We start from the raw sequence: 13,383 nt of genomic DNA on the forward strand, positions 1-13,383 counted from the left end.
AGCTGAGCTACTGAGTCATCCTCGATGTTGCCTTTTTGTTTAAAGGCGGTGCAAAAATATGTTTTTCAACCTGAAAACCAAAAGGAAATCTCAGTAAAATCTCAAAAAAATAGGCAAATCGAAAATAACCATTGGAGTATGAGAGACATAGGTGGTGGACAAAATCCACAGTAGTGTATGTTCGCCTGAATAAGTATTTCACTCCATAGGAGATTTGGCAAATAAACTTACATTTGTTTGAAAAATTACCGTCAATGACTTTTGAAGGCTACTTTGTTATTGCTGTTATTGTTTTAATGATCATAGCGCTGATCAACGACTGGATGAGACCAGGGCTATTGCTATTCTCCGCTTTGGTGGTTCTAATGGCAGCTGGAATTATAACAACCGAAGAAAGTCTGGCTGGTTTCTCAAACAAAGGAATGCTCACGGTTGGCGTGTTATTTTTGGTCAGCGAAGGGGTTCGGCAAACCGGGGCGCTGAATATTGTTGCCCGGGCATTTTTGCCGAAACGCCGAGGTAAAATGCCGATTACCCTACTTAAAATTCTGCTTCCGGTTTCTTTTATTTCAGCCTTTCTAAACAACACACCCGTGGTGATCATTTTTGCTCCCATGATTAAAAACTGGGCTGAAAAGATGAACCTTTCTCCTCAAAAGTTTCTGATTCCACTTTCGTATGCCACCATTCTGGGCGGAATATGCACGCTGATTGGAACATCGACCAATCTGGTGGTTCACGGGTTGATGCTGGAGAACGGATTCAGCGGCTTGTTCATGTTCGAGCTGGGTAAAGTTGGCATCTGGATTGCCCTGGCTGGCTTCTTGTACCTCGCGTTTATTGGTCACCGAATACTTCCGGGAAAGAAAGACAACAACAAGCGTGACAGCCTCGATTACAAAGAATATTTTCTCGATGCAACCTTGCCTCCCAACAGTTCGCTTGCTGGTGAAGAGATTACCAATGGACGCACTCACCAGCTCAAAGATATAGTCATTCATTCCATCAAGCGAGGAAATAAAATCATAGACACCAAAAAAGGAAAGCATACGCTTCACCAAAAGGACAAACTGGTGATTGCTGTTAAATCGGAGGTGCTGGAGAACCTGGTTCCGCAGCGGAAACTGGAATTCAAAGCGCTCAAAGGATTTGGCAGATTCTATAAAAGTACCGACATCAAACAAATTGAAGCGGTTATTGCTCCACGCTTCCCCGGCATCAACCAGACGGTCGAAGAGTTTGACTTTTTAAACCACTACCAAGCCGAAGTGCTGGCTGTTTACCGAAATGGTGAAACGATCTCAAGCAACGTCGGTTCGTTCCGGATGAAAGCTGGCGACAGTCTCGTGTTGCTCACTAACGAAAACTTCATTAAAAACTGGGGCGAGTCAACCGGATTTTACCTGACCTCGTTTATTGGAGAAATTCCTCCTCCTCGTTATAAGGGCCAGCGTTTGTTTGCCTTGTTGCTGGTTTTACTCATGATTATCGGCGCTACTTTGGGCCGATACCTGCCTGAAGTTGGTGGCAACCAACTCGATATGTTTTATTTTGCTGCCATTGTTGCTGTGGTCATGGCCTGGATCAATGTGTTGCCCAACCGGAAATACACCAAGGCCATTTCGTGGGATGTGCTCATCACCATTGCCTGCGCCTTTGGACTCAGCAAGGCCCTGCAGAGCTCGGGTGCTGCTGATAGCATTGCCATAACTGCCATTAACTTTTCTAAATCGTATGGTCCGCTGGGTGTTTTAATAACCATTTATCTGATTACCACAATTTTTACTGAAATTATTACCAACAATGCTGCGGCAGCACTTGTCTTTCCTATTGCCTTTTCTGCTGCAACTCAATTAGGAGTTGACCCCAAACCGTTTTTTATTGCCATCTGTATTGCTGCTTCGGCAAGCTTTTCTTCCCCCATCGGGTATCAAACCAACCTGCTCGTTCAGGGTCTTGGAAACTATAAGTTTGGTGACTATACCAAAGTTGGTTTGCCACTCAACATCATTGCGTTCATTATTTCCATTATTCTGATTCCAATGATTTGGCCATTCTAAATAAGACAAATACGAGTTAATACGCATTAAACTTAGGGCAGAATACACTATTTTTGCAGCCGAATTAGTTTTTACAAATTTGCCTGGTGCAATTGGCGCTTAAAAAATCCTTATCATGAATAAATATACTTTGACCCACTTACGTGAATTAGAGGCGGAGGCCATTCACATCATTCGTGAGGTCGCAGCAGAATTTGAAAACCCGGTTATGCTCTATTCTATCGGGAAAGACTCTTCAGTCATGGTCCGGTTGGCCGAAAAAGCTTTTTATCCCGGCAAAGTTCCTTTTCCACTGATGCACATCGACTCGAAATGGAAATTTAAGGAGATGGTTGAATTCCGCGACAACTACGCCAAAGAAAAAGGCTGGGACCTGATTGTTCATTACAACAAGGAAGGATTTGAAAGCGGTGTTGGCCCGTTTACACACGGAAGCAAAGTCCATACCGATGTGATGAAAACACAGGCACTGCTGGAGGGTCTGTCAAAATACAAGTTTGATGCAGCTTTTGGTGGTGCACGACGCGACGAAGAAAAATCGCGTGCCAAAGAACGTATCTTCTCATTCCGTGATAAGTTTCACCAGTGGGATCCGAAAAACCAGCGCCCGGAGCTTTGGAATATCTACAACGCCAAAGTACACAAAGGCGAATCCATCCGGGTTTTCCCTATTTCAAACTGGACGGAGCTGGATATCTGGCAATACATCCGTCTGGAGAATATTCCAATCGTTCCACTTTACTACGCCAAAGAGCGTCCGATTGTTGAAGTGGACGGCAACCTGATTATGGTAGACGACGAGCGCATGCCAAAGGAAGTAGCCGAAAAAGCCAAGATGAGAAAAGTGCGCTTCCGCACCCTGGGATGCTACCCACTCACCGGAGCAATCGATTCAGAAGCTGATAACATCGAGAAAATTGTAGAGGAAATGATGACCGTTACCGTTTCGGAACGTACTACCCGGGTCATTGATTTTGATCAGGAAGGCAGTATGGAACAGAAGAAGCGCGAAGGGTACTTCTAAGCCAATCAAAACAAGGACGAAAGCTTAACATTGAATTTAAAATTTGAAGATGACACAACCACTTTTAGATATCAAGACATTTCTCGATCTGGATGAGAAAAAAGACTTATTGCGCTTACTGACTGCCGGTTCAGTGGACGACGGAAAATCGACGCTAATTGGACGACTGCTTTTTGACAGCAAGCGGCTTTACGAAGATCAGTTGGCTGCTTTGCATCGTGACAGCAAACGGGTAGGGCATGCCGGCGAAGACATTGATTATGCCTTACTATTGGACGGTTTAAAAGCCGAACGCGAACAAGGAATTACGATTGATGTCGCCTACCGTTACTTTTCGACCAACAAACGGAAATTTATTATTGCCGACACCCCCGGACACGAACAATACACCCGGAACATGGTCACCGGAGCGTCAACCGCTAACCTGGCCATTATTCTAATTGATGCCACCAAAGGGGTCATTACTCAAACCCGTCGCCATACTTTTCTGGTTTCGCTGCTGGGAATTAAGCACGTGGTACTGGCCGTCAATAAAATGGACTTGGTTGATTTTGACCAGCAAATATTTGACGACATCTGCGAAGACTATAAAAACTTTGTGGCCCAGCTCGACATTCCCGATGTGAATTACATTCCGCTGTCGGCATTGAAAGGCGACAATGTGGTTGACCGGTCAGAGCGAATGGATTGGTACAAAGGCAAAGCGATGCTCGAATTCCTGGAATCTGTCCACATCAGCTCCGACCGCAACTTTGACGATCTCCGTTATCCGGTTCAATACGTATTACGTCCCGACCGCGATTTTCGCGGTTTTTCAGCCCGCATTGCTTCAGGAATTGTCCGCAAGGGCGAAGAAGTGATGGTTCTTCCCTCGAAGAAGAAATCGATCATCAAAAGCATTACTACTTACGACGGCGAATTGGATGAAGCTTTTCCACCACAGGCAGTCACCATTACGCTGAATGATGAGGTGGATGTTTCGCGTGGCGATATGATCGTGTATCCCGACAACCTGCCCCGTATGGAGCGTCATTTTGAAGCTATGCTGGTTTGGATGGATGAAAAACCAATGGATCCTTCCATTCAGTTTTTCATTAAGCATGCCAACAACAACACCAAAGCACGGATCGACCAAATCAAATACAAAACAGATGTCAACACTTTGCAGAAATCAGAGGTTGACTTTTTTGAGCTGAACGAAATTGGACGAGTGGTGCTGACCACTAATAAGCCTCTGTTTTTCGACCCGTACAAGAAGAATAAAAACACTGGCGCGTTCGTTTTGATTCACCCAGTAACCAATAATACGGTTGCGGTTGGAATGATCATTGACAAATTGAGCCCAGACGATCTGCCTTCGAAAATCAGCGAAAGCCACCGCGAATTGATTCGCAAAGGCAAAGGACTGATTTCGGACGAGGAATACCAAAAACGCTACAACCAAAAAGGAGCAACCCTTTGGGTTACCGGCTTGCACGGATCTGGTAAAAACGAGTTTGCCTTCAGTCTCGAAAAACAATTGTTCGACATGGGGGCGACCGTGGTGCTGCTCGATGGTAGCTCCGTGCGTTCGGGCCTTTCGAAGGAGTTGGACTATTCGCCGACTGATCGGGCCGAACATTTGCGCCGCGTAGCCGAAGTTTGCCGCTTGTTAAATGATCAGGGCGTCATTACCATCTGCTCGTTTATTTCTCCCGATGAGGCTATCCGCAACCAGATTGTTGATATTATTGGTGAGGAACGCTTTCATTTGGTTTACATGAACGCATCACTGGAATACTGCAAACAAAATAAGCCGGAAATGTATAATGATGAAACGATCCAATACGTTCCGGGAGTCGACATCGCATTTGATGAGCCAAAAAATGCCGCTATAACACTTGATCCGGTCAACAATGGCAAAAACCCGGAGCAGGTGATTGAATACCTTCGGGAAAAATCAATTTTTCCGATCCATTAAAAAGATAAACCAGTCAAGATCAAAGAAGGAAGTTCGAAAGAGCTTCCTTCTTTGGTTTCTGATAAGCTGTTGTGCAATATCTTTCGGCATGTTTTTTCAACTTCATTTTTCTCTATCTTTCTCTTTGTGAAAATAGGTTCGAATCGTTTCAATGATTAGAGAGCAGTCACTAGCCGTTTTCATTCTATTATCAAATTTGTTGAAGAGATGCGTCGAGGGTTGTTGTTGATAATAAATGTCTTTATAGGATTCGTAGTCGGGAGTATGATCTTATTCCTGTTTCTCGTTTTTCATGAATTTCTTGTGGGAAGTCGTTATTTTGATTTGAAGAGCTTTGTGATGATTATGCTGGTTGGGGGCGTCCCCGGTGCTTTTATCAGTGTTTTGCTCGCACGAAGCAAAAAACAAACCCAAAGGCTGAGGGACAGCGAGAAAAAATATCAAACATTGATTGACCTTTCGCTTGATGGCATTTATATCGAGAATGAGCGGGGAGAAATCCTGGATTGCAACACCCGAGGCCATGAAATGTTTGGTTACTCAAAAGAGGAAATGCTGCAGCTTTCGATACATGATTTGGTACCCCTTGAGTTTCGCACATTGATCCCCGATATCATTCCTGATGAAATGGCCACCGGCGAAGCGTATGTGGAGCGCGAGAATATGAAAAAGGATGGGACCATTTTTCCTACCGAAATCAATACCCGGTTTGTGACGCTTAACGGGGAAAAGCGACTGATTGCGTATGTGAAGGATAACACGAGTCAAAAAGCTGTTGAGAAAGCCTTGCGAAAGAGTGAAGTCAGGCTCCGGGAACTCAACGCAGTAAAAGACAAACTTTTGTCGATTATTGCGCACGATCTGAAAAACCAGTTCAACACCATTTTAGGCTATAGTGAGATGATTCGCGATGATGCTGACCTGTTTGATAAACAAACCCTGATTCAGTATGCGGCCGATGTTAATTCTGCCGCGAGAAATACGTTTAATCTGCTCGAAAACCTGTTGCGCTGGGCGATGATGCAAAAGAAGGTGGCTACATTCAAGCCGGTTCAGTTCAACCTGAACGAACTGGTCATGCTGGTTTTAGGAACTATCCGCGAAACTGCCAGTATCAAGAGCATCCGGTTGGTGAATCATGTTTCTGCCAATCAGTTGATCTATGCCGATCGAGATATGATGCGTATTGTACTTCGAAACCTGATCTCGAACGCGATTAAATTTACCCCTCGCGACGGGCAGGTGGAGGTTTTTGCATGGGTCAAGGAGGACGACCAGCATACCATTATTGAGATTAAGGATAATGGACAAGGAATGAGCTCTGAGAAGATTGCTGGTCTTTTCAATTTCGGTGAAAGCCAGACTTCACTGGACATAGAAAGAGAAGCCGGCACGGGTTTAGGATTGGTCCTTTGCAAGGACTTCGTTGAAAAACATTCCGGGAAAATTTGGGTTGCGAGTGAACTCGGGAAGGGATCCACTTTTATTCTGCAAATACCGATTCTGCAAATCCCCAATAAAAATTATTGACTGGCTCGCTCATTCCACCCAGTCTTGTTTTACTTCCCCAACACAAAAATGGCGGGCCTTTTTTGGATGTCGGGCTTGTTCTTTTTCCAGCCGTTGATCGATTGGGTTTGAATAAATTCCGTATCCAGTGTGAGGTCGCAGGCAATGCATAATTTAGTGTGGGCTTGACAGTTCTCCAGAAGGTCATTCAATAGTTGAATGTTGCGATAAGGTGCTTCAATAAAGAGCTGGCTTTGGTTTTCGGTGTAAATGCGGCTTTCGAGTTGCTTGATTTGTTTGGCTTTTTCGCCTTTTGGTATGGGCAGGTAACCGTTAAATGCAAAGTTTTGCCCGTTCATGCCTGAAGCCATCATGGCCAATAAAATAGAGGAGGGGCCAACCAGCGGAACCACCCGGATCCCTTTTTCGTGGGCAATACGTACCACCTCGGCGCCGGGATCGGCCACCCCGGGGCAGCCGGCCTCACTCATGATGCCCATCGGCAGGTTCTCCTTTATTGGATCAAGGTAAGCGTGAAGTTGTCTTTTATCGGTGTGCTTGTTCAGCTCGTAAAAGTGTAACGAATCAATGTCAATTTCGCGGTCAACTTTCTTTAGAAACCGCCGTGCAGTGCGGATATTTTCAACAATAAAGTGCGAGATGGAGCGAATTATTGCGCTGTTGCTTTCGGGTAGCACCGTGTTGAGTTCACTTTCGCCTAAGGTTAACGGAATAAGATACAAATTGGCCATACGTCAAAATTTCTTCAAAATTAATTAATTTACACGGGCAGCCTTCGAAAATTGAATTTTTGTAGTTTTGCTGACACAAATGATACAGGATTTAAACTTACAAATTGAATTTTTAGGAACCGGCACCTCACAGGGAGTTCCCGTGGTGGCATGCAATTGTGCGGTCTGTCAATCGGCTGATACGAAGGATAAGCGCCTGCGTACGGCCCTTTTTGTTAATGCCAGCGGACATCAGATTGTGATTGATGCGGGACCAGACTTTCGGCAGCAAATGCTGCGGATTGGTTTGCAGAAACTCGATGCCATTTTTCTGACGCACGAACATACCGATCATATTTTTGGTTTGGACGATATTCGGGCTTTCAACTGGGCGCAAAAACACCCCACCGATATTTACGCCGAAAAGCGGGTCCATCAAACCATTAAGCGGGTTTTCGATTATGTTTTTGAAGAAAACAAGTACCCCGGCATTCCACAAATGAACCTTCACCTGATTGAAAATAGGCCGTTCAACTTTAACTCAATCGAAGTAATTCCGGTGCGTGGATACCACCACAAATTGCCGGTGTTTGGTTTCCGGATGGGTAAAATGGCTTACCTCACTGATGTTAACCGGGTGGAGCCGGAGGAAAAGGACAAGCTGCGAGACCTGGATCTGCTGGTGGTCAATGCCCTTCGTTTTGAAAAGCATATTTCACATTTTAATGTTGAAGAAGCGGTGGACCTGATCAATGAGTTGAAGCCCCAAAGAGCTTATCTCACACACATTTCGCACCTGATGGGGAAACACGAAGATGTGGAGCCACAATTACCTGAAAATGTTTTCCTGGCTTACGACGGATTAAAACTGACCATTTAGGTTTGTGAACTTAGGGTTTGGGTTCGTAAAGCATCAGTTCATCAATGACATCGGCGATCTTCTGATACGGATATTTGTGCACCAGGAAGTGATGGCTGGCATTGGTGTCAGGATCCCAGGCGTTTTGACCATTTTCCAAAATAACAAACTTGCCTGGACCCACGACATAGAAATACTTTTCGGGATTTCGAACCGCACAAAGCACGGCGGTTTGATCCCATGATTGCCGTTTAGCGGCTTTCTTCCCTTCGTAGGTATCCAGGTTGTAGCGGTAAGCCCAGGCCAGCGGATTGTTGTCCGAACCTTCGTCAGCCAGCCTGCGCCCGGTGAAAATAGACACGCCAATTTCGAATCCACTAAACAGGATGGGCGTTGGCCAATGTTGAAAGACGTAATGGGAAGCTTCAGGATGTCGGTTCACGTTGAATTCGCCTCCTTCGGGAAAGCGCCCGGCCATGGCGACCCACCGTTTCACCTTCTTTTTCACCAGTTCCATTCCTGAAAGTGGTGAAAACTCATCGGGGCCGGATTGCAGCAAATCGGCCAGGTTGCTTACAAAGCCTACCGTGATAATTGTTACGCTGTTGTTTTTCTGACTGGCCAGAGTTTTTCGGTAAACGGCAACGGCCGATGGATAGTCGGCATTGGTTTTCTTTTCCTTAAAAGACCGGTTTACAATGGAGTCATTCCAGTGATTTCCGGCGCTAAAATCCGGCGCGTTGTTTCCGGCGGCGCCAACGGGAAGATCGGGTCGGTTAAAATAGTGGTTAAACGCATCGATGGTTGGCGCAATGGTCGCGTAGCCATCGCTGGCGCAGCAGGCCAGTATTTCGCACTCACCTTGAGCCGCCAAAGCATGTAAGACGGCAATGGCGCCAACATCGTCATAATCGGGCCCCATATCTGTATCAAAAATAATTTTCACGGGCTGCTTGCCTTGCGAATGCAGCACCAATAGACAGAGGGAAAACAGAAGAACGAAGCTGGATGTTTTCATTGGTTTGTTGGGTTTAGTGCTTGTGAATTCAAAATCTGAAAATAAAGAATGTTCTTCAAAATCATGCGTTTATTCTGAAGTTTCTTTTGACTTGTTCTTCGAAAGAAGCGGCAGGGCGGCTATTAAGGCAGCGACGACATAGGTCAATCCTGCCACCAGCAAAGCGGTTCCCAAACTAAACTCATCGGTTAAATAGCCTAGCAAGGGGCCAATAATGGCAAAGTTAATGCGGATCACAAAATTCCGGAGCGACAGAATAGTGGCCCTCACTTCCGACTGCGTATAGCGGTTGATGTAATCTTTCAGTATGGGGTGGGTGATGCCACGAAACAGGTAAAAGGCAAACAGGATGGCGATTCCAGCCAGGCTGATTTCCCAGGCGGCAAACAGGTAACTGAGGCTTAGTCCGAAAATGATAACGAACAGGGAATTGCGCTGACCAAGCCATTTCTCCACTTTATAAGAAAACATGGACGAAACGCCAACTGAAAGATTGAGCAAGGTCCACAGGATTCCGAAGACCGATAAGGGCACGTCGGCAGCTTTAAAGTACGGTTGCACAAACCAGGCAAAGGTGAGCGACGCGGTTCCGGTGAACGAAGAGACCAGGATGGCCGATCGCATCTCGCGGTGCCCGAAGGTTTTTCGTATGGTCTGCAGAATCGAATGGACGCTTTTGCTGAGTTCTTTGGCGTGCACTTCAGGCTCTTTCAGCAGCAAGGCAGCCGGAATGGCAATGGCGGCAATGGCAAACTGAAAGTAGAAGGGCATGCGCAGACTGATGGTCGCCAACAAACCGCCGGTGACCCCGGCAATGGCTTCGGCAAAATTACCAGCCGAGGTAATCCAACCTTCCTGCTTAATGTATTGATCGGCCTTTTGGGATGATTTCAAGCTATCGTAAAGCATGGCTGAGTCGGCTCCGGAAATAAAGCTGTGCCCAATGCCAAGCACGATTTCAGCTACTGCAAAAGCCCAAAAACCATACGAAAAGCTGTAGAGTGCAAAACCGCCGGCTCCAAGAATGGCGCCCAGCAAAAGGGTATGCTTTCGTCCCCACACATCAGCCAAATAGCCCGAGGGAATTTCCATGGTGACAATAGCCATGGAATAGATGGACTTAAGCCAGAAAATTTCCTGCATGCTCAAGCCATTGTCCTGGTAGAAAATAACCACCACCGGCATGACCAGGTTAAACCACTTGGCGAATTTAATCAGGTAGAGGTTGATGATATTGGATCGCATGCTTTGACTCATCGCGCTGCAAAAATAGCAACTTTCGGTGAGTTGATTTTTTGAAGACGAACAAATCATCTAAACAAACTTTGTTTGTATGGATGTCAATTTCTTGAATTAATGCTGAATTTTCTGTCAAATTGAAAGATTCTTGCTATTTTTAGCGCCCATAAAACAACCAGTGTACATCAGACTGCTGCGAATGCAGTTTTACTTTATAGCATATGAAACTATATTTTCCGGAGAATTACAAGTCGCACCTCGACTTAAAACAAACAGAAAAGGCAATTAAGCTGGTGAAAGATTTTTTTCAACAGGATTTGTCTTCCGAATTGAAGTTAAGCCGTGTAACGGCACCGCTTTTTGTGATGAAAGGTACCGGTATCAATGATGACCTGAATGGCATCGAACGCCCGGTAACTTTTCCTGTAAAAGAGCTGAACGATCATGTAGCAGAGGTGGTTCATTCTCTGGCAAAATGGAAAAGGATGACCCTGGCCGACCTGGATATCGATCCAGGCTATGGCTTGTATACGGATATGAATGCCATTCGTCCGGATGAAGAACTAACCAATATTCACTCGCTTTATGTCGATCAGTGGGACTGGGAACGGGTGATTTCAGATGAAGAGCGCAATCTGGATTTTCTGAAAAAAATAGTACGGAAAATCTACACGGTTTTGCTGCGCACCGAGTTTTTTGTCTATGAACATTACCCGCAAATCAAACCCATTTTGCCGGAAGAAATTACCTTTATTCATGCCGAAGAACTCGAAGAAAAATATCCTGATCTGACTTCGAAAGAACGGGAAAATGCCATTGCCAAAGAATTTGGTGCCGTTTTCATTATTGGTATCGGAGGTGAACTCCCCAGCGGGCAAATTCACGATGGGCGCGCACCCGATTATGACGACTGGTCAACCGAAACGGAAAACGGCTTCAAAGGCTTGAATGGCGATATTCTGATTTGGAATCCGGTATTACAAAGTTCATTTGAAATTTCATCGATGGGGATCCGGGTCGATAAGCAAACCCTGTTGCACCAATTAAAAATCACGAATACCGAAGACCGAAAGGATCTTTTGTGGCATAAACGCTTGCTGAATGATGAATTCCCGCTGTCGATTGGCGGTGGCATCGGGCAATCACGTATCTGTATGTACTTCCTGCGCAAGGCTCACATCGGCGAAATTCAGTCGAGTATTTGGCCGGAAGAAATGTACAAACAGTGCCGCGAACACAATATCCACCTGGTTTAGCCGAGACGAATAGGGGAAAGCAAAAATATACTTTTTGTGCGGTTGCCGTTTTTGATATTTTTATATCTTTGCAACCGCTTTAAGGATGCCTCGGTAGCTCAGTTGGATAGAGCAACTGCCTTCTAAGCAGTAGGTCATGGGTTCGAATCCCGTCCGGGGTACTAAAAACCCTCTCAAACGCTTGTTTTGAGAGGGTTTTTAACTTTTAATGATAGCAGATTGATAGCGAAATTGGAAAGAATGCTTTAAAGCCTTTACAAATGGCAATATCTGTCAAGGAATATGAAAAGGCGAGAACCTCTTTGGTTTGTTCAATATCAATCTCTAAACCTCCAGCTTTTAATTTTTTCATTGCTTTTTCAGGCGATATTGTTTTTATTGCTTCATTTTCCACCGGGCACCTCCTGTCTGCTGAGAAGCAAAGCAATGGCATCATGAAGGCCATCACAAGCCCAACTTTTTTTGTACCCTTTTGGAACCATTGGATCCCTGCAGCGATTAAGGGGTTTTGAGGATTTGATTTTCTTGAAGTCAATAAAAAGCTTATTGAATTCAAGAGCTTGATCAGTACAACAGGTCTGGTGAAACAATTTTGAAGTATCCAGCCATATCTGATAAAGAAAATTCCAGCTGTTGAGCGATAAGCCCATTACTCAATATTGAATACTACAGATAGTATTCGCTTTGCCCTCCCGGCATTGATGAGTATCAATCAACCAAAGGTCTTTTTATTGTTTTTTCAACCGGGAATCAAACGTGAAAGGGGTGATCCGCTCAATACGACATTCCGAAATTAAAGGATGCCTTGGGTTGAGCAAGTAGTTATACTCTTTTTTGATAACGGCAGAAGGTACCCTGAGCAGCAGGTGTTTGTTTTCGGTCAGAAAATCTGTTCCGAAAGTCATCGTTGCATCCAGGTAAGGGAAATCGTCCCAACCTTTGACCAGGACTTCTTCAGGAACATTGGCAGTTTTTACCTCTGGAACGGAGACTTCCATTAAAACCAGATTTGCAGGGAGAAGCGTTGTTGAAGCAAGGTTCATCAGCTTTTCCCATGCAGCAAGGGAAATATTTTCAGACAGGTAAACCACACGATGTCCTTCGTGGTGCCACCTTCCCGGGCCATAAATGCCGCCTGTTCCTTCCAGGTCGGCATAAGGTTTGAGTGTAATCCGGTATAGTTTCATCAGGCAGGGAAACCGTGGGCAATTCCATTCAACTTATTCATCAAAAGCTGGATGCCTGAATAGGTATCCAAAAACGATTTTGGCCTGACGCCTCCCATAGAAGGGTTCTCCGTGTTCATCCATTCGCTAAACTTTTTCAAGTCTCCAAAAATAGTTTCGCCCCGAGAGTAAAGCCTTGCAATGTAAAGGGCACGCTCGGAAACAGCAGGAGAGAACTTCTCATGTTGCCCTTTTTTTTGGATCATCCGGGATGATATGTGAAGATATGAAGCAAACTCATTCAGCGATAGGTTTGCCTGGGAAAGGATATCCATCAAGAGGGTTTTTTCAATCCCTTTTCTTGAATACTCGATTAAGCTTCTCTCTGACTTGATGTATTTGATGGCGTTCATAACATGAATTTGTACGCTCAAATATACGAATTATTTCGCGACTAAATCCGTTGATTGGCTATGATTTTCAGAAACAGAATGTGGATGTACTTTCGGGCTACTGAAACCCGGGACTGAAAACAAACTCTTTCTGCCACTGCCATCCTTC

General features: G+C 45.1%; 12 protein-coding genes and 1 tRNA gene. 7 read left to right on the forward strand and 6 right to left on the reverse strand.

The annotated features are described in order from the left end of the window. Positions 1–254 precede the first annotated feature (254 nt). From AAC033_RS16035 to AAC033_RS16050, 4 genes are all read left to right on the forward strand, one after another. Positions 255–2,060 (forward strand): SLC13 family permease, encoded by a 1,806-nt coding sequence (locus AAC033_RS16035; protein WP_339739957.1) that lies wholly within the window; start codon positions 255–257, stop codon positions 2,058–2,060. Between the two features lie 115 nt (positions 2,061–2,175). Then, positions 2,176–3,084, forward strand: a complete 909-nt coding sequence (cysD, locus tag AAC033_RS16040; protein WP_339739959.1) for a sulfate adenylyltransferase subunit CysD — start codon at positions 2,176–2,178, stop codon at positions 3,082–3,084. Positions 3,085–3,133: 49 nt separating this feature from the next. Next, positions 3,134–5,044, forward strand: coding sequence for a sulfate adenylyltransferase subunit CysN (gene cysN / locus AAC033_RS16045; protein WP_339739961.1), 1,911 nt, complete (start codon positions 3,134–3,136; stop codon positions 5,042–5,044). A 339-nt stretch (positions 5,045–5,383) separates the two neighbouring features. Continuing rightward, positions 5,384–6,574, forward strand: coding sequence for a PAS domain-containing sensor histidine kinase (locus AAC033_RS16050; RefSeq protein WP_339739963.1), 1,191 nt, complete (start codon positions 5,384–5,386; stop codon positions 6,572–6,574). 29 nt (positions 6,575–6,603) lie between these two features. On the opposite strand, the gene AAC033_RS16055 is transcribed toward AAC033_RS16050, so the two are convergent. Next, positions 6,604–7,305, reverse strand: a complete 702-nt coding sequence (locus tag AAC033_RS16055) for an SAM-dependent methyltransferase (RefSeq protein ID WP_339739965.1) — start codon at positions 7,303–7,305, stop codon at positions 6,604–6,606. Positions 7,306–7,384: 79 nt separating this feature from the next. Between AAC033_RS16055 and AAC033_RS16060 the strand changes: the two genes are divergently transcribed. Beyond that, positions 7,385–8,164, forward strand: coding sequence for an MBL fold metallo-hydrolase (locus AAC033_RS16060; protein ID WP_339739967.1), 780 nt, complete (start codon positions 7,385–7,387; stop codon positions 8,162–8,164). A gap of 10 nt (positions 8,165–8,174) precedes the next feature. Here AAC033_RS16060 and AAC033_RS16065 read toward each other — a convergent pair whose 3' ends face one another. Both AAC033_RS16065 and AAC033_RS16070 read right to left on the reverse strand, forming a co-directional pair. Beyond that, positions 8,175–9,161 (reverse strand): nucleoside hydrolase, encoded by a 987-nt coding sequence (locus AAC033_RS16065; RefSeq protein ID WP_339739969.1) that lies wholly within the window; start codon positions 9,159–9,161, stop codon positions 8,175–8,177. A gap of 69 nt (positions 9,162–9,230) precedes the next feature. Further along, on the reverse strand, positions 9,231–10,406 hold the full coding sequence (locus AAC033_RS16070; protein WP_339739971.1) for an MFS transporter: 1,176 nt from the start codon (positions 10,404–10,406) through the stop codon (positions 9,231–9,233). 215 nt (positions 10,407–10,621) lie between these two features. Here AAC033_RS16070 and asnA point away from each other — a divergent pair, with 215 nt between their 5' ends. Continuing rightward, positions 10,622–11,656 (forward strand): aspartate--ammonia ligase, encoded by a 1,035-nt coding sequence (asnA, locus tag AAC033_RS16075; protein WP_339739973.1) that lies wholly within the window; start codon positions 10,622–10,624, stop codon positions 11,654–11,656. Positions 11,657–11,743: 87 nt separating this feature from the next. Then, positions 11,744–11,817, forward strand: a tRNA-Arg gene (locus AAC033_RS16080). 44 nt (positions 11,818–11,861) lie between these two features. Here AAC033_RS16080 and AAC033_RS16085 read toward each other — a convergent pair. The 3 genes from AAC033_RS16085 to AAC033_RS16095 form a co-directional block, all read right to left on the reverse strand. Next, a complete protein-coding gene (locus tag AAC033_RS16085; protein WP_339739974.1) occupies positions 11,862–12,191 on the reverse strand; it encodes a hypothetical protein in 330 nt (109 codons plus the stop codon). A 193-nt stretch (positions 12,192–12,384) separates the two neighbouring features. Next, positions 12,385–12,843 carry an RES family NAD+ phosphorylase gene (locus AAC033_RS16090; protein ID WP_339739975.1) on the reverse strand — a complete coding sequence of 153 codons (459 nt, stop codon included), beginning with the start codon at positions 12,841–12,843 and terminating at the stop codon, positions 12,385–12,387. Beyond that, on the reverse strand, positions 12,843–13,235 hold the full coding sequence (locus AAC033_RS16095; RefSeq protein ID WP_339739976.1) for an antitoxin Xre-like helix-turn-helix domain-containing protein: 393 nt from the start codon (positions 13,233–13,235) through the stop codon (positions 12,843–12,845). The genes AAC033_RS16090 and AAC033_RS16095 overlap by 1 nt, the downstream gene beginning before the upstream one ends. Positions 13,236–13,383: the final 148 nt, after the last annotated feature.

It is taken from the genome of uncultured Sunxiuqinia sp., from assembly GCF_963974515.1.
In the GTDB taxonomy this organism is placed as follows: domain Bacteria; phylum Bacteroidota; class Bacteroidia; order Bacteroidales; family Prolixibacteraceae; genus Sunxiuqinia.

What these genes read in the sequence shown, in the direction of transcription:
- AAC033_RS16035 (WP_339739957.1), top strand. Translation starts at nt 255, where the DNA reads ATGACTTTTGAAGGCTACTTTGTTATTGCTGTTATTGTTTTAATGATC.
- cysD (WP_339739959.1), top strand. Translation starts at nt 2,176, where the DNA reads ATGAATAAATATACTTTGACCCACTTACGTGAATTAGAGGCGGAGGCC.
- cysN (WP_339739961.1), top strand. Translation starts at nt 3,134, where the DNA reads ATGACACAACCACTTTTAGATATCAAGACATTTCTCGATCTGGATGAG.
- AAC033_RS16050 (WP_339739963.1), top strand. Translation starts at nt 5,384, where the DNA reads ATGATTATGCTGGTTGGGGGCGTCCCCGGTGCTTTTATCAGTGTTTTG.
- AAC033_RS16055 (WP_339739965.1), bottom strand. Translation starts at nt 7,305, where the DNA reads ATGGCCAATTTGTATCTTATTCCGTTAACCTTAGGCGAAAGTGAACTC.
- AAC033_RS16060 (WP_339739967.1), top strand. Translation starts at nt 7,385, where the DNA reads ATGATACAGGATTTAAACTTACAAATTGAATTTTTAGGAACCGGCACC.
- AAC033_RS16065 (WP_339739969.1), bottom strand. Translation starts at nt 9,161, where the DNA reads ATGAAAACATCCAGCTTCGTTCTTCTGTTTTCCCTCTGTCTATTGGTG.
- AAC033_RS16070 (WP_339739971.1), bottom strand. Translation starts at nt 10,406, where the DNA reads ATGCGATCCAATATCATCAACCTCTACCTGATTAAATTCGCCAAGTGG.
- asnA (WP_339739973.1), top strand. Translation starts at nt 10,622, where the DNA reads ATGAAACTATATTTTCCGGAGAATTACAAGTCGCACCTCGACTTAAAA.
- AAC033_RS16090 (WP_339739975.1), bottom strand. Translation starts at nt 12,843, where the DNA reads ATGAAACTATACCGGATTACACTCAAACCTTATGCCGACCTGGAAGGA.
- AAC033_RS16095 (WP_339739976.1), bottom strand. Translation starts at nt 13,235, where the DNA reads ATGAACGCCATCAAATACATCAAGTCAGAGAGAAGCTTAATCGAGTAT.